12 protein-coding genes and 5 pseudogenes are annotated in these 18,134 nt (G+C 40.3%); 7 read left to right on the top strand and 10 right to left on the bottom strand.

Annotated elements, in window-relative coordinates; genetic code table 11:
* Positions 1–157: 157 nt before the first annotated feature.
* Both BTN49_RS19340 and BTN49_RS18155 read right to left on the bottom strand, forming a co-directional pair.
* A pseudogene (locus BTN49_RS19340) lies at positions 158–849 on the bottom strand (IS1 family transposase).
* Positions 850–900: 51 nt separating this feature from the next.
* Positions 901–1,403: pseudogene (locus BTN49_RS18155) on the bottom strand (transposase); the annotation flags it as partial.
* A 265-nt stretch (positions 1,404–1,668) separates the two neighbouring features.
* On the opposite strand from BTN49_RS18155, the gene BTN49_RS08975 reads away from it, so the two are divergent.
* The gene (locus BTN49_RS08975) at positions 1,669–1,959 is read left to right on the top strand and encodes a hypothetical protein (protein WP_097356903.1); all 291 of its coding nucleotides are present in this window, start codon (positions 1,669–1,671) and stop codon (positions 1,957–1,959) included.
* Positions 1,960–3,451: 1,492 nt separating this feature from the next.
* On the opposite strand, the gene BTN49_RS08970 is transcribed toward BTN49_RS08975, so the two are convergent.
* Both BTN49_RS08970 and BTN49_RS08965 read right to left on the bottom strand, forming a co-directional pair.
* A complete protein-coding gene (locus tag BTN49_RS08970; protein ID WP_206746261.1) occupies positions 3,452–4,741 on the bottom strand; it encodes an ISL3 family transposase in 1,290 nt (429 codons plus the stop codon).
* A 118-nt stretch (positions 4,742–4,859) separates the two neighbouring features.
* Positions 4,860–5,402 carry a hypothetical protein gene (locus BTN49_RS08965; protein WP_199399514.1) on the bottom strand — a complete coding sequence of 181 codons (543 nt, stop codon included), beginning with the start codon at positions 5,400–5,402 and terminating at the stop codon, positions 4,860–4,862.
* 626 nt (positions 5,403–6,028) lie between these two features.
* Here BTN49_RS08965 and BTN49_RS22460 point away from each other — a divergent pair.
* Both BTN49_RS22460 and BTN49_RS08950 read left to right on the top strand, forming a co-directional pair.
* A pseudogene (locus BTN49_RS22460) lies at positions 6,029–6,615 on the top strand (transposase); the annotation flags it as partial.
* A gap of 153 nt (positions 6,616–6,768) precedes the next feature.
* A pseudogene (locus BTN49_RS08950) lies at positions 6,769–7,569 on the top strand (IS5 family transposase); the annotation flags it as partial.
* A gap of 307 nt (positions 7,570–7,876) precedes the next feature.
* Here the strand turns inward: BTN49_RS08950 and glnB are convergent.
* Complete coding sequence (gene glnB / locus BTN49_RS08945) at positions 7,877–8,215, bottom strand: nitrogen regulatory protein P-II (RefSeq protein ID WP_097356900.1); 339 nt, start codon at positions 8,213–8,215, stop codon at positions 7,877–7,879.
* 394 nt (positions 8,216–8,609) lie between these two features.
* The gene (purL, locus tag BTN49_RS08940) at positions 8,610–12,518 is read right to left on the bottom strand and encodes a phosphoribosylformylglycinamidine synthase (protein ID WP_097356899.1); all 3,909 of its coding nucleotides are present in this window, start codon (positions 12,516–12,518) and stop codon (positions 8,610–8,612) included.
* 359 nt (positions 12,519–12,877) lie between these two features.
* Between purL and mltF the strand changes: the two genes are divergently transcribed.
* From mltF to BTN49_RS08925, 4 genes and pseudogenes are all read left to right on the top strand, one after another.
* On the top strand, positions 12,878–14,341 hold the full coding sequence (gene mltF / locus BTN49_RS08935) for a membrane-bound lytic murein transglycosylase MltF (RefSeq protein WP_241896493.1): 1,464 nt from the start codon (positions 12,878–12,880) through the stop codon (positions 14,339–14,341).
* Between the two features lie 156 nt (positions 14,342–14,497).
* A pseudogene (locus tag BTN49_RS22455) lies at positions 14,498–15,360 on the top strand (IS982 family transposase).
* Positions 15,361–15,750: 390 nt separating this feature from the next.
* Positions 15,751–15,837 carry a DUF2897 family protein gene (locus BTN49_RS21050; protein WP_223823917.1) on the top strand — a complete coding sequence of 29 codons (87 nt, stop codon included), beginning with the start codon at positions 15,751–15,753 and terminating at the stop codon, positions 15,835–15,837.
* Between the two features lie 162 nt (positions 15,838–15,999).
* Positions 16,000–17,106: a phosphoribosylaminoimidazolesuccinocarboxamide synthase gene (locus BTN49_RS08925; protein ID WP_097356897.1), complete on the top strand. Its 1,107-nt coding sequence runs from the start codon at positions 16,000–16,002 to the stop codon at positions 17,104–17,106.
* 230 nt (positions 17,107–17,336) lie between these two features.
* On the opposite strand, the gene BTN49_RS21045 is transcribed toward BTN49_RS08925, so the two are convergent.
* The 4 genes from BTN49_RS21045 to BTN49_RS16030 all read right to left on the bottom strand — a co-directional run bounded on the left by BTN49_RS21045 (position 17,337) and on the right by BTN49_RS16030 (position 18,131).
* Positions 17,337–17,453: a hypothetical protein gene (locus tag BTN49_RS21045; protein WP_394336669.1), complete on the bottom strand. Its 117-nt coding sequence runs from the start codon at positions 17,451–17,453 to the stop codon at positions 17,337–17,339.
* Positions 17,454–17,483: 30 nt separating this feature from the next.
* Positions 17,484–17,666 (bottom strand): hypothetical protein, encoded by a 183-nt coding sequence (locus tag BTN49_RS16040; RefSeq protein WP_150142889.1) that lies wholly within the window; start codon positions 17,664–17,666, stop codon positions 17,484–17,486.
* Positions 17,666–17,776: a transposase gene (locus BTN49_RS21040; protein ID WP_150142891.1), complete on the bottom strand. Its 111-nt coding sequence runs from the start codon at positions 17,774–17,776 to the stop codon at positions 17,666–17,668. The genes BTN49_RS16040 and BTN49_RS21040 overlap by 1 nt, the downstream gene beginning before the upstream one ends.
* 169 nt (positions 17,777–17,945) lie before the next feature.
* The gene (locus BTN49_RS16030) at positions 17,946–18,131 is read right to left on the bottom strand and encodes a hypothetical protein (protein WP_150143238.1); all 186 of its coding nucleotides are present in this window, start codon (positions 18,129–18,131) and stop codon (positions 17,946–17,948) included.
* Between the last annotated feature and the right edge of the window lie 3 nt (positions 18,132–18,134).

The raw sequence follows: 18,134 nt of genomic DNA, 5'->3' as shown, positions 1-18,134 counted from the left end.
AAGTACGTGGTGACATGCTCCTGTGTCATAAGCTCCATCAGCACTAACTTACTGTATCTTTCGTCGTAATGGGTTAAGCAATATAGGTAAAATATCATTTTCACTCACAGGAACTGTACTAACTCTTTGGTCATGTGTTCAAGGGGTTGATTATGGTTTAAAGGGAATACTCCCATTCAATGAATGTACCAATCACTTTGTCGTGCATTTCCGTTAATTTTAGTATCCAATCATTTCCGGTTGAGTCGTTTCAAGCGTGTACGAAGGGTTAAATCTTTCCTCTCAATGCGTTGAGTATATAACTTGCCAACAATGTGTTTATTCTCAGGAAGAGATATCGTATGAATTGAGACCGTCCATACACCAAAATGAAACATTAAATATGGATAACCGATTGAGAAGTAAATTAAGTATCTTTCTTCTACGACACCAGAATGCGTGAGCAATGATTTTTTCAATCGAGGTCCCTAGCATACCAAACCCAACGAGGGATATATTTGTTACCTACGAAAGACCATTGCTCATCTACTTCACAGATAAGCACCACCTCCTGTACATCAAGAGGTAATGTGGTTACACAGCGTGGTGTAAGTTTTTTAAAACTCTGACAACGGCATTAATGCTGATGTGTAGCATTCGCTAGGAGTCATGAATACCTGAATTATTCATAGCAAGTTTAACTTGTTATTCTTTTATCATCACCTGAAAAGCCTTGTATATATATTTAAGCTGGAAGGTTCTGCAACATGCTTTTCAAGCATAAAGTGTGTGTCCACCAAGTCCGATACCATGCTTTTTAACCGTTCTTGTTTGCTGGTAAAAACGATATTTAACGTCAACGGTAGCTATAATGATCACCCTGCAAAAACAGGTATTTTACACGAAGAAGAATCTATTGAATACATGATCAACTTCTGCAGTAATAACCTCATGAGTAGACACATAAACTGCAAGATGCAGTTTGCGCAGATACACCTCTTTTCCTTACCATATTTACGCGTTTTACATTCACTTTCGTCATATACTTTTAGGCCTATGACATCAATAACGACGTTGACGACAGCTCCTAAACTTGGCAAACGGTACTTAATTTTTACGGTCTTCAAACACTTACTAATGAAGATGTATGTAAGGGATTTCAGCGGGACATTCATCAACGTGAAAATTGAATTGAGAAAGCCTTATAATTCACGAAGTGGGAGTTTAAAAATATCTTTCACCATCAGTGCTGTTTCAATCGCGGTATCCGAAAATATAAACCCACATCCACGATAACCGTGATGCTTTAGACTATGCAATACCTTAATAATAGCGATGTTTATCCAAAAAGTCACTGAGCCACGGTTTACTAATTCTTGATTATATTGTTTCCAATTGCTGATCATGTGCTTGGCCTTTCCTATTATAAATTCCCAATTAATTCCATAATGATCTAATCGCAGGAATTACGATTAGTTCAGATATTTGGGAAACAACGTTAAGTTAACATCCTGAAATTGATAAGGAAGATGCTTAAAAAACCGTTTAGATAGGTAGCTACGCACTCCAAGATGTACCGGAAATATACCGGACTTACCAGCTTTGTCTCACAGCTGTTAATGTTGACGGTTATGCATTGCAATATGTACACGAAACACATAAAGCACCAGAGTTGCTCCTTGCACGGTCATGGGCATCCCTTACACACTTCGGTCTGTACCAAAAGAACACTTAACACCCGAGCTATACCTTGCCGTCGTCAAGATGCGTTGGTTATCACTGAACTATCTTCCTTTGGATTTCTTAACCTACGAAGTGTCTCTTGCAGTCGTTCAGAAAAGTGGTCACGAACTGAACGATATCCCAAATGGATATAACACACCAGAGCTATGCATTTCAGCAGTTAGGCAAACTAGGGACGCACTTCGCTACGTAAGGAGAAGTGCATTTAAACAAGAAAAAGAGCCTTTGGTTAGCTAGCTGTTAAGCAACCAAGGCTGTAAGTCAAACCCCTAATTTTCATCTAAAAATGGCAATAGCATATTTTAGACGCAATCTCAAACAGGGCTGAGCATGTACGGGTTGACTCAGTGGGTGACGTATGGTTACACGGTAAAGTGACTATGGATCAACTTGGTATATCAACCCTCCTTGTGAAGGAGGCTGATATTAAGCTCGCTGAAAGTGTTCGAGAACGTTTATCCACGGGTGAGTTACCTTAGGAGGTACTAAAGCAAATCTTCGTGAACGGTTTTAGTGTTAATAGAGATACACAGTTTGTTAATACCAGTAATATTTCTTTGGGGGACTAGATTACACACCAACGAATAGTGATGGTATGGTCTCTGAAAGATAGATCTAAAGCGAAGTTAACACAGCGAACCTTGCAGCAATGACTTATGAACCTACTGCCAAGAGGACATTGGGGTATGAAAAATATGAATAGTATCAAATCATTAAGATACTTACAGGAAATGACTTAATGAATAAAAAGCAAATCAAGGAAGCGTTACTGCTCTACGAGACGATAAAAATTACATCGCAACAAACAGTAAACCTACGCTGTCACCCCGTAAAACCGAGGAATTAATTAGGGTCCTTGCAAAACACCCACACATCTACTAGAGGTGAAAGCGAGTTAGTTTACTGTAGCAAACAATGGCGCAATCGATATAGCACTAGTAGCTCTAAAAGAAGATATTAAACAACCAACATGCCTCTTAAAGAGTGTAACCCTTGATTTTGCTTTCACTTATGATGGCAAAAACATCATGAACGGAAAGCACTTAGAGAAAGAATTAGTAAACACATATAGCACAGACCAAGCAGATGCCTTAGATAAGATATTTGAAAGACTCGCTTAAGGACATAACGGTAATATGGATGATATTGAATACACAGTGAATGCAACTGATAAATTCATATTCAGTATTACTGGCCTTGGCCTCATGCCTGTCTCCATCGATCTTTCTAGTTAAATTTTTGAGTCTGCTGGAAGCATACGCCCCACAGAACTTAACGAAAATTACAGAAACAGCGCGCATAAAGTAAATAACCTCAGATCTGCATAGGCAAGCGCTTATACAGAGTCTGAGGTTAAATAAGATTTTTTATAAATCCAATTCAGGTGACAGCATGTTTTGTCAATTACTACGACCTTTCGTTAACCGGATTTACCCTTGCTATATCGAGGATATAAGGCACCACGTCCAGAAATAACGCCGTAGTAGCGATATGCTAAAACCCGTCATAATGCAACATAAGTTAGTGGTTGACTACAAACTTATCGAGAGGGACAGGCAAGTATAGTTGCTAAAGTATCTTACTGACTCTTTTACCAAATGGCGTGAGTGACGATGGAAAAATGGGCGCTAAAAGCATGATGATAGGCTGGATTGTCTAGTAATACCCGTGAATTACTGGATATAACAAATGAAGGGTATGCGGATTTAGTGAGTGAAATGTGACTTTTTTAATCCCTTTCAAATTCTTTGATCAAAGTTGATATGCTCGAACCATAGTTCGTTACTATTTGCGGTTCCGCAGCCATATCAAACAAGCTAATGGCATCATCAGAAATTGGATCTCGTTGATATAGTGGACGTTTCACTTTTTGGAATCCTTCAGTAAATAGCATCTTAACCCTAAAAGCTTCAAAGCTATAACCTCGACCAGTACGGTTCATAACTCGAATGAGGTTGTTGAGACTTTCCGTATAAGCATTCGTTATTGGATGATCAAAGTACGCAAAAACTTCATTGTGCCAGTTACCCATAGCTTTGATTAGCGGATCAAAATACCGCGTCATTTCAGGTGAAACCAGTCGTAGCCAAGCGTAGTAAGCTTGCTGAGCTTCATCACGCGTCTGACTGATCCAAATAACAAAGAAAGACTCTTTAAGTTCGTAAGCTTCTCCCATTTCGGGATAGTTAAGTATCCAGCCAGAATGACGTAAGTATTCCGCATCTGAGAGTTCGTGCTTTCGCTTTAGCAGTACAAACCTATCCTTTAGTAGTCCACGGCGCTGTTGTGGCGTAAGTTGGCTACGTATTGCTTTTCTTGCACGCTCTAACGACTCGTTAGCCATTTTGACTACGTGGAACTTATCTATGACGATAGTGAAATTCGGTATCATGGTTTCTACCGTGTCCTTATAAGGACACCACATATCCATTGCGACAAATTCAATATGCTCTCTGTCTTCGCGTTTTGTAAAGTAGCGAAGTAGAGTTGATTTATCACGGTTGTCGAGCATATCAATGACTGTTTGATACTCAATATTGGTTAACACGCATCGAGGTTTCTTAATGATATGAATTTCATCAATTCCTAACCATTTTGGCATTTCGAATTTCAGTCGTTCTTCTTCACGCTCGCAGTAATCTTGAAATATGTTACGGATTGTTTTTTCATCCACACCTATATCATCTGCAATACTTAAAAATGTACGTTTCTGGCTCTCTCGCTCGATGTATTCAATAAGACGTTTAGTCATCCTACGTTTTTCATCTTTGCGCGATACAAGCTCGTAGAACGTCTTATTACAACTTTGGCACTTAAAACGTTTACGATTTAGGTGGATGCCGATACGCTTGCCGTGCATGGGTATATCCATGATAATTTCGGTTCTTTTCCCAAAACCAACGAGATCAGATGTGTAGCAGTGGATGCAAAATGAAGGCGGGTATTTTAGTTCAGCGTAAACCTGATAATCATACTTAGATTCATGAACCTGACTAACATTGTAGTCAGACCAATTCAAAATATTTGTCATAGTCAAAATTTGTCATAGTCAAAAAGAAAGGAGCCGAAGCCCCTTGCTGTCACTCCACTTCTACTACATCATCAATGCTAGCCTCAGCGTACAACTCTTTGGATAGCTAGCGGTGGCCAAAAAACTCTTTAACCTCTTCCAGCGTTTCACAGACCTTGCCGCTAAAACGGTCACGCTCATCTTTCCTTCTAGTGCGACCAACTTGATGACAGATGAATTTTCCGCCTTTGGTCTTGTAAAGAGATAACTCTATCCAACGACCAGTTGGACCGTTATAACTACTGCCAATAGCTTGATTATCAGAACAAGCCACATTTGCTACCAATTCACCAGTAAAGCGAACGTTTGGCGCGTTATCAATATCAAGTGTAAATGTTTCCATGTCAGAGTCCTCGTCTCCGTCAATTATTTGCTCTATCTCAAGTACACTGTAATTAATGCTGCTGAAATCAGAATCCAGATAGTCAGCCAATTCGTGTGCATTCAGCTCGTCACCCTCTTCATCAACAACCGTAACGCTTTCTACAGACCAAACAGCATCCTGTCCCTCGGTTCCTGTAGACAGAGAGTCGGAGTCGCATTCTTCGTAGTTAAAGCCTTCGGTGTAAGTAATTTTAATACCATCTAAGGTTGAGGTTTTAGAAGCCAAACCAAAAACATGAGGAATATCGTTCAGATCAAAAGATTCATTTTCTTCGTTCTACTCTTCAACCTGACGATCAAGACGCTCTAAAACTTCGCAATTTTATTCTCGCTGCCAGTCGTTGCGTGCTACCAGAGTTTCAAATTCAGCAATAGAGATAGTTTTCATGGTTAAATCATTTTGTCTTCTCAGAGTCGCCGCTGAGTTCGGCTGTGGATGTCTCCACGTTCTTAATACAAGTGTATTTAGTTTATGATGTCAATCATTAAATCCGATTTTTACAAATTAATACATCCTGTGAAAATCAATCACTAAATCCGCATACCCCAAATGAATGTTGATGAACATACGATAGAAGACGCAGTACGCGCAGAGATTTTGGATAAAGAATTGTAAGCTCTCATGGAGTATGCAGGTGATTACCAGAATTTAGGGATGAACTGACTTAATTGAAGGAGGGGATTTCAGGTTACTGGGAGTTCCAAACATTTTACGTAACCTGAGCTGCGCATAAGAAATGAACTAAATGCCAAAATCGCGAGCTAACCATTTTAAAAACGCTATTGACTACATAAGAACTTGATCCTAAATAACTTAAACACTATTTTCATCGATGTCGATGACATTTGCCAGACTTTAAAACCTATTACATCCAGTTTGTTTGCCGTTACTTCACCAACGAATTTCCTAAATTATTCAACTACATGCGAATGCTTAAGCTCATGCAAGGTATTCTGGTTCCGCTTTGCTCTTACCTCACTCACCGTCAGGAAAAGCTGACAGGGATTGCCTTCGTTGATTCGTCCAAGCTACAGGTTTATCATAATCTACACATTTTCAGATATCAGGTTTTTAAAGGTTCCTCGAAGCGAGGAAAAGGAATGATGGGGTAGTTCTATGGCTTTACATTACACCTCATTATCAATGACCAAGGTAGCATTATCTCACTCAACGTGACACGACTAACGTGAATTATAGGAACCCCGTACCAGAAATGGCTGACGAACTTTGAGACTTCCTGATACTCCAGAAACCATTTATTATTGAAACTGTTTTTAACCAACTAAAACACATATACCAAATAGAGCATTCTCGGTATCGTAGTTGTACCCTCTTTATGGTTAACTTGCTGGCGGGGTTTATCGCGTATTCATTTCAACCAAAGAAACCAAGCATCAAGATGACTCGGCTTGATAAGAAAGCGCTTATGCAGATCTAAGCTTAATTTTAAAAGCAGTATCGAAATCGGCAACTAATTTCACAGCAGTCACAATTGATTTACGCATACCCTACAAAAAATATCTCCATTTATCAAACAATCGCAATTCCTACAATCAAATCATCATGGAGTTAAGCGGGAGGTTATAATGGGAAGGGGAAGGCCAAGCACAAATTCAGTAACTGGAAACAATATAATTAAGCATTAGTAAACCATAGCTCAGTCACTGTTTTGATACCGCGATTGAAACATCACTGATGGTGAAAGGTACGTTTTAGCTCCCACTTCGTAGATTAGAAGGTTTTCTCAATTCGGTTTTTACGTTGATGAATGTCTCTCTTAAATTCCCTACATACACCTACATTAGTAATGCGTTTGAAGAACGCAGAAGTTAAATACCGTTTGCTGACTCGAGGAACTGTCGTTCACATCGTTATTGATGCGACAGACCTAAAGGTATACGGTGAAGGTGAGTGGAAAACACGTAAACACAGTAAGGTGAATCGGCGTATCTGGCGCAAACTTCATTTTGCCTTTGATGTGTCTACTCATGAGGTTATCGCTGCAGAAGTTAGCCTAGTTTCTATGGGTGACAATGCAGTTTTACCTATATTGATTAATCTATTACGACGCAAGATATAGCAAGTAAGTACTAATAGAGCCTATTACACAAAATCATGTCACTACATACTGAAAAACAGAAGAATAACGCCCAGTATTCTACCTCAAAGCAACGCGGGGTACTGGGAGGAATGGCATCCTATAAATGAAGTTGTAAAGGCGTTAGAAGAAGATAAATTGACGAAGTGGGAAAAGGATAGGGGTTATCACCAACTCTCATTAGCAGAGACAGCAATATTTCGCTATAAACAGTTGCTCAGCTCTAAACTCACTCTTCGTTATTACAATTCTCACGTTGGTGAAGCGCTGCAAAATGTGAAAGCGATGAACTAAGTTCTAAGACTCGGTATGCCTCTTCACCAGCAGAAAAAGTAAGACTATAAAAAAGATTGGAAGCAATACTTTATGGACCTGATTTAATCAACAACGCTCATCAGAAATAAAATCTAAGCGCAAATATAACTATGCTGATTACATTTCGGTATACCACTACCTCGGGTGTAATCAGTTTACTTCATATTCATAGAAAACTAGCCATTAGCTGCAATGTAAGTATTCACAGTGTACCTGATTCACAAAGAATCTTTTCTTCATCCATCAACGAACAGAAAGGGTTTAAACATAACATATAATAGAGCAATCAAACCGCCTCTTCGTCTTCTTCACCAGTTCGGATACGAATAACACGTTCAACGTTAGTGACGAATATTTTACCATCACCAATCTTACCAGATTTTGCCGTTTCCACGATCGTGTCTACACATTGATACGACATCTCATCGGATACGACGATTTCCAATTTCACTTTCGGCAGAAAATCAACGACGTATTCTGCACCACGGTAAAGTTCCGTATGCCCTTTTTGACGACCAAAACCTTTTACTTCTGACACTGTCATTCCTGTAATACCCACTTCCGCCAGTGCTTCCCGCACATCATCCAGCTTAAACGGTTTTATAATAGCTTCGATCTTTTTCATATAACATTCTCTTTTAAGTTTGACTCAGACTCGTGAACCAACAATGACATCAATAAATTAATTGTAACCCTAGACGACTAACATCTTGCAGCTTTCATTTTTACATCGACCCTTATTGCTTGCAATTTAATAATGATTGTAATCACAATTCACACGATAGATCTTATTCACTCTATTTGTATGGTCTCTCTACTTTTCAGAACTCAGTGCTCCCAGCTCAGACAGATAAATAAGGATATGCACTATCCCTTTGCATATCTCTTTACATTATCACGCTTCTCTACCTTCTCGTCCTTACCCTGCACAATGTAATGTATAAAAAAGGCGCTATTTGAGGGTAGTGAATTATGTCATAAGTATTAGCTATTTGCTATTTAACGATAGAGTTGAGCGATCAACCCAGTGTCACTCGCGCATCACGAAACATGCGCATCCAAGGACTATCTTCACCCCAGCCATCTGGATGCCATGAATTTGTTACGGTGCGGAAAACACGCTCAGGATGTGGCATCATGATCGTTACTCGACCATCTATCGTTGTCAATCCTGTAATACCGTTTGGGGAACCATTCGGGTTAGCAGGATACGATGTGGTGACCTTGCCGAAGTTATCCAAATAGCGGAGTGCAACCATGCCTGATTGCTCAATTGCAGCCAAATGTTCAGCGTTGCGCACTGTTATACGTCCTTCACCATGAGATACTGCGATTGGCATACGTGAACCTGCCATCCTACTAAGGAACAAAGATGGATTTTTCTGAACTTCGACCAAACTAAATCGAGCTTCGAAACGTTCAGATTCATTGCGTACAAAGCGAGGCCATAAATCTGCACCTGGGATCAATTCATTCAAGTTTGATAGCATCTGAGAGCCATTACACACACCCAATGCAAATGAATCACCTCGCTGGAAGAAGCGTTCAAACATATCACGCGCCATATGATTAAACAGAATGGACTTCGCCCAACCCTCACCGGCTCCCAACACGTCACCGTAGGAGAAACCACCGCAAGCTACTAGTCCATCAAAACCTACAAGTGTCACGTTTCCACTTAAGATATCAGTCATATGAACATCTCTGGCATCAAAGCCAGCACGGTCGAACGCAGCAGCCATTTCTACGTGAGAGTTGATACCTTGATCACGCAGAATCGCCATTTTAGGTCGTCTACCCATAGCAATATATAATGCAGCAACATCTTTTTCGATATCAAACGATAATGAGACGTTCAATCCAGGGTCACTGATGTCTTTTTTGAATTTAAATTCTTGATCAGCACATGAAGGATTATCACGAATTGCCTGTATTTTATGAGTAGTTTCAGCCCAAATGCTGCGTAATTCGGTACGAATTTGATCTAATACCAACACATCACCATTCCAAATACGAACCGTATCCTCATCACACAATGTACCTATAACATGGCTACAAGTTTCAAGACCGTGAGATGATAATGTTGATAGTACTTCATCGAGGTCTTTAGTTAGAACTTGGATTACCGCGCCTAATTCTTCGTTAAACAAAGCTGCTAATTCATCGTCACAGTCACCTGTTGCCGACAAGGCGTTAATATCTACTTCTACACCAATGTGACCTGCAAACGCCATTTCTACTAACGTGATATACAAGCCACCGTCACTACGGTCGTGATAAGCCAACAACTTTTCATTACGCACCAATGATTGTATTCCATTGAAAAAACCTTTTAGAAGCTCTGGATTATCCACATCTGCTGGTTTATCTCCCTGTTGGTTATAAACTTGAGCCAGAGCTGTCGAGCCTAAGCGGTTTTGGCCTAAACCTAAATCCACAAGCACTAAAACACTTGAACCTTTATCACAGCGAAGCTGTGGGGTGACAGTCTTGCGAATATCAATAACACGACCAAATGCAGTGATCACCAGAGACATTGGAGAAATATTTTCTTTTTTTTCTCCGTTTTGTTCCCAGTAAGTTTTCATAGACATAGAGTCTTTACCCACGGGGATAGTCAAATCCAACGCTGGGCACAGTTCTTCACCTATGGCTTTTACTGCCTCGTAAAGACCCGCATCCTCGCCAGGGTGGTCCGCTGCGACCATCCAGTTTGCAGAGAGATTAATCCGTTTCAAGTCTCCGATATCTGCACATGCAATATTGGTCAACGCTTCGGCTACAGCTAGACGCGCTGATGCAGCATAATCCAATAGAGCCACTGGAGCACGCTCACCCATTGACATGGCTTCACCATGATAAGTGTCATAACTTGCCGCGGTTACACCACAATCAGCTACAGGAATCTGCCAAGGACCTACCATTTGGTCTCGTGCTACCAAACCCGTCACGCTACGGTCACCGATAGTGATCAGGAACGTTTTTTCAGCAACAGATGGTAAACGCAATACACGATGTGATGCCTCTTCGAGAAAGATCGCGCTGCGATCAATTACTTTTCCTACCATTTTTCTACTTTTCACATCACGGTGCATTTTCGGTGGCTTACCCAGCAATATATCCAATGGTATATCGATTGGTTTATTACCGAAATGGTTATCTCCCAATGTTAAATGACGTTCTTCCGTTGCTTCTCCCACTATTGCATACGGGGCACGTTCCCGCTTACAAATTGCAGAAAATATAGCCATATTTCCTGGTACAATCGCTATTACATAGCGCTCTTGTGATTCGTTACACCAGATTTCGAGTGGACTCATACTCGGATCACTGTTCGGTATATCTCGCAGCTGGAATTTACCACCTCGCGCAGCATCATTGACTAATTCTGGCAGAGCATTGGAGATACCACCAGCGCCCACATCATGAATAAATGCAATCGGATTGTCTTCACCCATCTGCCAACAACGGTCAATCACTTCCTGACAGCGACGTTCCATTTCTGGATTTCCACGCTGTACCGAGGCAAAGTCAGAATCTTCTGCCGAACGGCCTGATTCCATTGATGATACGGCGCCGCCACCCAAACCAATATTCATCGAAGAACCTCCAAGAATGACAAGCTGTGCACCTATTAAAATGTTTTTTTTCTTCACATGCTGTTCACGGATATTACCTATACCACCTGCGATCATGATTGGTTTGTGGTAACCACGTACTTCTCCGCCTTCATTTGAAGTGACTTTTACTTCGTAGGTACGGAAATAACCAAGTATATTAGGCCGACCAAATTCATTGTTGAATGCAGCGCAGCCAAGAGGGCCCTCCAACATAATATCAAGCGCTGTAGCAATTCGATCGGGTCTACCAAAATCACTTTCCCAAGGCTGCTCAAAACCAGGTATACGTAGATTTGATACGCTAAAACCAACCAAGCTAGCTTTAGGTTTACCACCTATACCCGTCGCACCTTCATCACGGATTTCACCACCTGAGCCAGTTGAAGCACCTGCCCACGGTGAAATTGCAGTTGGGTGATTATGGGTTTCTACTTTCATCAGGATATGTGCTACTTCCTGATGGTAATTGTATTGACGTGATTTCGGATCAGGGAAGAAGCGGCCAACTTCAGAACCTTTCATCACAGCAGAGTTATCTTTGTAAGCTGACAACACATATTCATTGTTCTGCTCAAGGGTATTCTTAATCATTTTGAATAGGCTGTTTTCCTGCTTAATACCATCGATCGTCCAATCCGCATTAAAAATTTTGTGCCGACAATGTTCAGAGTTAGCTTGCGCAAACATCATTAGTTCAATATCATTAGGGTTACGACCGAGCTTAATAAAGCTAGCAAGCAAATATTCAATCTCATCCTCCGCCAGTGCAAGACCCAGCTCTACGTTAATTTTTTTAAGTGCACCACGACCACTTCCAAGAATATCAACGATTTTGATAGGTGCTGGAACCGCTTGTTTGAAGAGTTCTGACGCTGTTTCCATTTTAGTAAATACAACTTCAATCATACGATCATGTAAAAGTGTCAAAAATATTTTTTTTTGAGCAGGTGTCATCACCGTAGAAAGATCAACGTAGTATGCAATTCCACGCTCAAGACGTGTGACTTGATTTAGGCCGCAATTGTGTGCAATATCAGTGGCTTTAGATGACCAAGGGGAAATAGTGCTAGGACGTGGTGTAACGAGAAATAGTGTACCTTTCGGGGTATGCACCGCGATGGTCGAACCATACGTTAATAATCGACCCAATTTTTGTTGTTCATCCTTGCTGAGTGACGCATTGATATTGGCAAAGTGAATATACTCTGCATACAGGCCAATAACAGGTAAATCGTTTACGTGACAGTTTTCTAGAAGTTTATTGCCTCGAAAATCAGACAAAGCAGGGGGACCACGCAAAATTTCCATGTACGTATGTCTCTCGATTAGCAGAGGATTAAAGTGATAATTGAGCTAACTTCATGATTTATAATCATCGAAAATCATGGATAAACCATATTAATACCCATGTTTATCCTGCAATAGGGTCTTCGTGTAAGTATTATAAAGGAGAAATATGAATGACGTAACACTTTGGCAATTATTTTCTTAACTTTGCTTGACAGCTTTTTATTGTCTTCCTGCTGAAATATTAAACCACCAAGAATGAGTCATTGCTTTTCGCAGCATGCCAGCTTTGATATAACTATCCCCCACTTAATAAAAAGTGAGCATATTTTTTGAGTCCCAACTCTACAAAACGAATGTATCAACTTCTATCTAGTTTCATGGCTATATTATCCATAACTATGTTAGCCCTTTCCTATTACAAGCAGCCCCCCGACTATAGAACCGAGATTGAAAAAATCCTCGCGCGTGATGTCCTCCGTGTTGGTACACTCAACAATCAATTATCCTATTACATTGGACCGAATGGTCCAACTGGACTTGACTATGAATTGGCATTACAGTTCGCAAATAGCCTTGGCGTTAAGCTTGAGATGCAGTCATTCTATACCATTTCCGGTATTTTTTCCGCGCTAATGCATGGTGATATCGACATCATTGCCTCAGGATTAACCCTCACCGAAGGCCGAGTGGAGCATTTTCGCTCTGGACCTGAATACTACTTTGTAAACCAACAATTGGTGTACAAAAAGGGTCACTGGCGTCCACGTAACCTAACAGAACTAAACAAAGACGGTGCACGCATTGCCGTGGTGGAGAACTCGAGCCACGCTATCATACTTCAATCTATTCAACGCAAATATCCAAGTCTTGTCTGGGATAGTGTAAAAGGTACCGATAATAATGAGCTTCTAAAACAAGTAGCTGATGGACAACTAGATTTTACAATCGCAGATTCTGTTAATATTGCACTAATCCAACGAACTCACCCTGAAATCACGGTAGCTCTCGAACTCACCGAAGATGAACCTGTTGCTTGGTTTATGAAAAAAAAACAAGATGACAGTGTATACATGATGATGCTCGAGTTTTTTGATCAGAAAGACCAAGACGGTGAATTAGCTATGATGTTAGAAAAGTACTTTGGGCACGTCAACAGTTTCGACTTTGTCGATACTCGCGCGTTTTTGCGGGCTATCGACAGAAAATTGCCAAAATGGCAACCCCTATTCCAGAAATATTCTGCCGAATTTGACTGGCAGTTACTCGCCGCGATTGCCTATCAGGAATCACACTGGAATCCACGTGCCGTTTCACCGACGGGTGTTCGTGGTATGATGATGTTGACACTACCAACCGCAAAGTCCGTCGGTGTACAAAATCGACTTGACCCTGAACAAAGTATTCGTGGTGGTGCGGATTATCTTCGAAAAATGTTAAATCGTGTGCCTATAAGTGTGAGTGAACAAGAACGTATTTGGTTTGCTCTTGCCTCTTACAATATGGGTTTTAGCCACATAATGGATGTCCGTCGACTAACTAAATCGCAAAAGGCTAACCCTGACTCATGGACTGACGTCAAACAACGGTTGCCACTTCTAACGCAGCCTCAATACTACAAGCAAACCAGATATGGGTATGCCCGCGGTGATGAAGCGAAAAGTTACGTAGAAAATATTCGCCGTTACTACCAGAGTATTATTGGCCATGAGCAAAGGCGAGCACTAGTAATACAAGGCGTTGAGGCGAACAGTGTAAATGACCTAAAAGGGATCATCCCTGAAACAGAAGGAGCTGTTACTACGGCTCACACAATCTCTATAAAAACAATATCCGATGAATAATACACTATTGCTGATACAGCATAGTTTTAAATAAAGACAGTGATAAAAGATAGGGTCCTATATCAAATAACCTGAGCTGCGCATACGAAATGAACTAAATGCCAAAGTCGCGATCTTATCGTTTAAAAAAACCACTAACAGCATAAGGACTTTAGTATGAATAACTCAGACGATGTTTTCGTCGATATCGACGACTTCTGCCAGACTTTCCTCCATAGCATGGGGAAAAACACCTAATTTCTTCCGGTATCAAACAAAAAACAAACATTCTCTCCTCTCAGTTAGAGAAGTGATAACTATCCATCAATCGGGGTATCGAGACTTTAAAACCTATTATATCTACTTTGTTTGCTGTTAGCTCACCAACGAACATCCTGTAGTTAGCTACACGCGAATGCTCAAGCTCATGTAAGGTGTTCTTATTCCGCTTTGCTCTTACCTCACTCACCGTCAGGCAAGGCCGACAGGAATTTCCTTCGTTGATTAGTTCAAGCTATAGGTTTATCACAACTTACGAATTCTAAGATATCAAGTTTTTAAAGGTACCGCGAAGTGAGGAAAAGGAAGGATGGGGGTGGTTATACGGTTTCAAATTACGCCTTATTATCAACGACCAAGGTGCCTTATCTCAGTTATAGTGATGATGATTAACGTGGATGATAGGAGCCTGTTACGGGAATGGCTAACGAACTTTGGGAGTGTTTATATAGAGATAAAGGTTAGATCAATGGTCCATTGGAGCGGGAACTTGCAGACTAAGGAAGTGACACTGATAACGGGTATGAAAAAAAATATGAAACCAAAAGTGATGAAACTGTGAAACCGCCTGATACTCCGGAAATGATTTAATATTGAAACCGTTTTTGACCAACTAAAAAATCTATCCCAAATCAAGTATTCTTGGCACCGTAGTTGTATCAGCTTTATGGTCAATTTTCTGGTGGAGCTCATCGCGTATTCATTTCAACTAAAAAAGCCGATCGATTCGATTTGATAAGCAAGCTCTTATGCAGATCTGAGGTTTACTCGGTACTCACTGTTACCACTGGGGAACGGATATCCATGTCGATACTCTTAACCTATTACGAAGAAATCAACTCTGAAATTGGAATCTTAGGAATGTTTATCAAAACACCTAATTTGACTCCTTACAGGGTAAGAAACGAATCTTAACACGAATAACTTCTATTCCCCATCATTTAAGAAATAGGAGATAAAATAGATATCGCGTTCGCATTTTTAATAATAGGTCTATTTGATAGGTTAACGATGGAAAGATTTTTGATATCATCTGATTATCTAATGATTAAAGGGCACTATACTATTCTTACAATGCTCAATTGGATATATTATCGGTCTGTATCTAACAGGTGTGAATCCAGATCACTGACTTGATTAATGATTCTTATGTGATTGTTTTCATCGTAATAGCCGTAATTATCAGCAATATCATGACACTAAAATACCCCAAACGAACAAAATTTGATATGAAGTGAAGGATCACATCCAAAGATTCAAAAATAAAAGCGACAATCAATTCAAGACAATACCAAGCAATATACCAATAATAATGATTAAGGATGATTGTCTCTTGGTAAAAAATTGAAGTAAAGAAGTGGCTAAATGAGTCCACGTTCCCAACAAATAGGAATGTATCAATGAACTTCTCGGATCAAGTTCTTGCCGTTAACGACGATCTTCCAATTCGTACTCACCAAGCTGTGCATAGCGGAAAAGTTCGCGCCGTTTACTATCTAACTGAAGAAGATAGTCAGCGATTGATCAAAGAAAAAAGGTATAATACCGCAGCAGATGCACCACTGGCTATAATGATCATTAGTGATCGTATCTCGGCCTTCGACTGTATCTGGAAAGGTGAATGCGGCCTGAAAGGCGTTTTAGGAAAAGGAGTAGTACTCAACACTATTTCTAATCACTGGTTTAAGTTATTTAGAAAAAAAGGCCTTGCTGATAGCCATGTTCTCGACGTCCCACATCCGTTCATTTGGATCGTACAAAAAACCAAACCAGTAAAAATTGAAGCCGTTTGTCGCCAGTACATTACGGGTTCACTGTGGCGAACATACGCACAAGGCAAACGCGAATTTTGTGGTATTACCCTGCCTGAAGGATTAATGCAAAACAAGCTACTGCCAAACTTACTCATCACACCTTCAACTAAAGGCATCTTGAATGACATACCGGATATACCGGAAATAAATGACATAAATATCACTCGTAAAAATATAGAAGATAACTTCTTGGCATTTAACTTCTCTTCTACAAACGACATTATGTTGTATGAAAACTACCTAAGAAAAGGTTTTAACGTAATCAGCAATGCACTAGCAGACATCGGACAAATATTGGTCGATACCAAGTTTGAGTTTGGTTATGTAACCGATATAGTAGGTCAAGAGAAACTGATCTACATGGATGAAGTAGGTACACCTGATTCATCACGCATTTGGGATACAGCAAAATATCAAGCAGGTGAGATCATCGAAAATTCGAAGGAAGACTTCCGTCAGTTCCTGCTCAATTATTTTCTTGATCCAGATATCCTGCTCAATAAAGAACGCATGCCTGAACGTGAAATATTAGCACAAGAAAACGAATTACCGGTTGAGGTTCTCATGGCTATATCTAAGACCTACATTAATATCGCCGAGAGGATCATCGGACATACCATTCACCTAAGCAATAATCCTAGGCAAGAAATCATTACAACTCTGAGAGATAAGTACGATCTAATTGATGGATAACTCCATTCGTCAGGTGAAATGTACAACCTAGCAGAGAGTTAGTAAAACTAAAGTACACTCTCCACACCCTTATTTTGGCTCGGAGATATGCATGGTTCATAAATAGTTAAATGATCCTGACCTATTTTATATTTGCCAGCGATTCACCAACTTGAGCATTGTAATTAACCTTAGATCTGCATAAGCGCTTGCTTATCAAGCCGAGTCATCTTGATACTTGGCTTCTTTAGTTAAAATGAATACGCGATGATCACCACCTGCAAGGTAACCATAAAGTTGATACAACTACGGTGCCGAAAACACTCGATTTGGGATAGGTTTTTTAGTTGGTCAAAGACGGTTTCAATAATAAATCATTTCCGGAGCATCAAGCGGTTCTAAAATTTCATCACTTTGGGTTTCATATTCTTTTTCACACCCGTTATCAGTGTCACTCCCTTAGTCTGCAAGTTCCCGCTACAATGAACCATTGATCTAACCTTTATCTCCGTATAAACACTCCCAAAGCTCGTTAGCCATTCTCGTAACAGGCTCCTATCATCCACGTTAATCATCATCACTATAACTGAGATAAGGCACCTTGGTCGTTAATAATAAGGTGTAATTTGAAACCGTATAACCACCCCCATCCTTCCTTTTCCTCACTTCGCGGTACCTTTAAAAACTTGATATCTTAGAATTCGTAAGTTGTGATAAACCTATAGCTTGAACTAATCAACGAAGGAAATTCCTGTCGGCCTTGCCTGACGGTGAGTGAGGTAAGAGCAAAGCGGAATAAGAACACCTTACATGAGCTTGAGCATTCGCATGTAGCTAACTACAGGATATTCGTTGGTGAGCTAACAGCAAACAAAGTAGATATAATAGGTTTTAAAGTCTCGATACCCCGATTGATGGATAGTTATCACTTCTCTAACTGAGAGGAGAGAATGTTTGTTTTTTGTTTGATACCGGAAGAAATTAGGTGTTTTTCCCCATGCTATGGAGGAAAGTCTGGCAGAAGTCGTCGATATCGACGAAAACATCGT

Source organism: Candidatus Enterovibrio escicola, assembly GCF_002464935.1.
Taxonomy (GTDB): Bacteria; Pseudomonadota; Gammaproteobacteria; order Enterobacterales; family Vibrionaceae; genus Enterovibrio; species Enterovibrio escicola.
The sequence above is the reverse complement of the archived record's forward strand: the minus strand, read 5'-3'. Positions and strand labels throughout refer to the sequence as shown.

Excerpts from the sequence above, each read along its gene's own strand:
- purL (WP_097356899.1), bottom strand. The coding sequence starts at position 12,518 with ATGGAAATTTTGCGTGGTCCCCCTGCTTTGTCTGATTTTCGAGGCAAT.
- glnB (WP_097356900.1), bottom strand. The coding sequence starts at position 8,215 with ATGAAAAAGATCGAAGCTATTATAAAACCGTTTAAGCTGGATGATGTG.
- BTN49_RS16030 (WP_150143238.1), bottom strand. The coding sequence starts at position 18,131 with ATGTTTTCGTCGATATCGACGACTTCTGCCAGACTTTCCTCCATAGCA.
- BTN49_RS08975 (WP_097356903.1), top strand. The coding sequence starts at position 1,669 with ATGGGCATCCCTTACACACTTCGGTCTGTACCAAAAGAACACTTAACA.
- mltF (WP_241896493.1), top strand. The coding sequence starts at position 12,878 with ATGGCTATATTATCCATAACTATGTTAGCCCTTTCCTATTACAAGCAG.
- BTN49_RS08925 (WP_097356897.1), top strand. The coding sequence starts at position 16,000 with ATGAACTTCTCGGATCAAGTTCTTGCCGTTAACGACGATCTTCCAATT.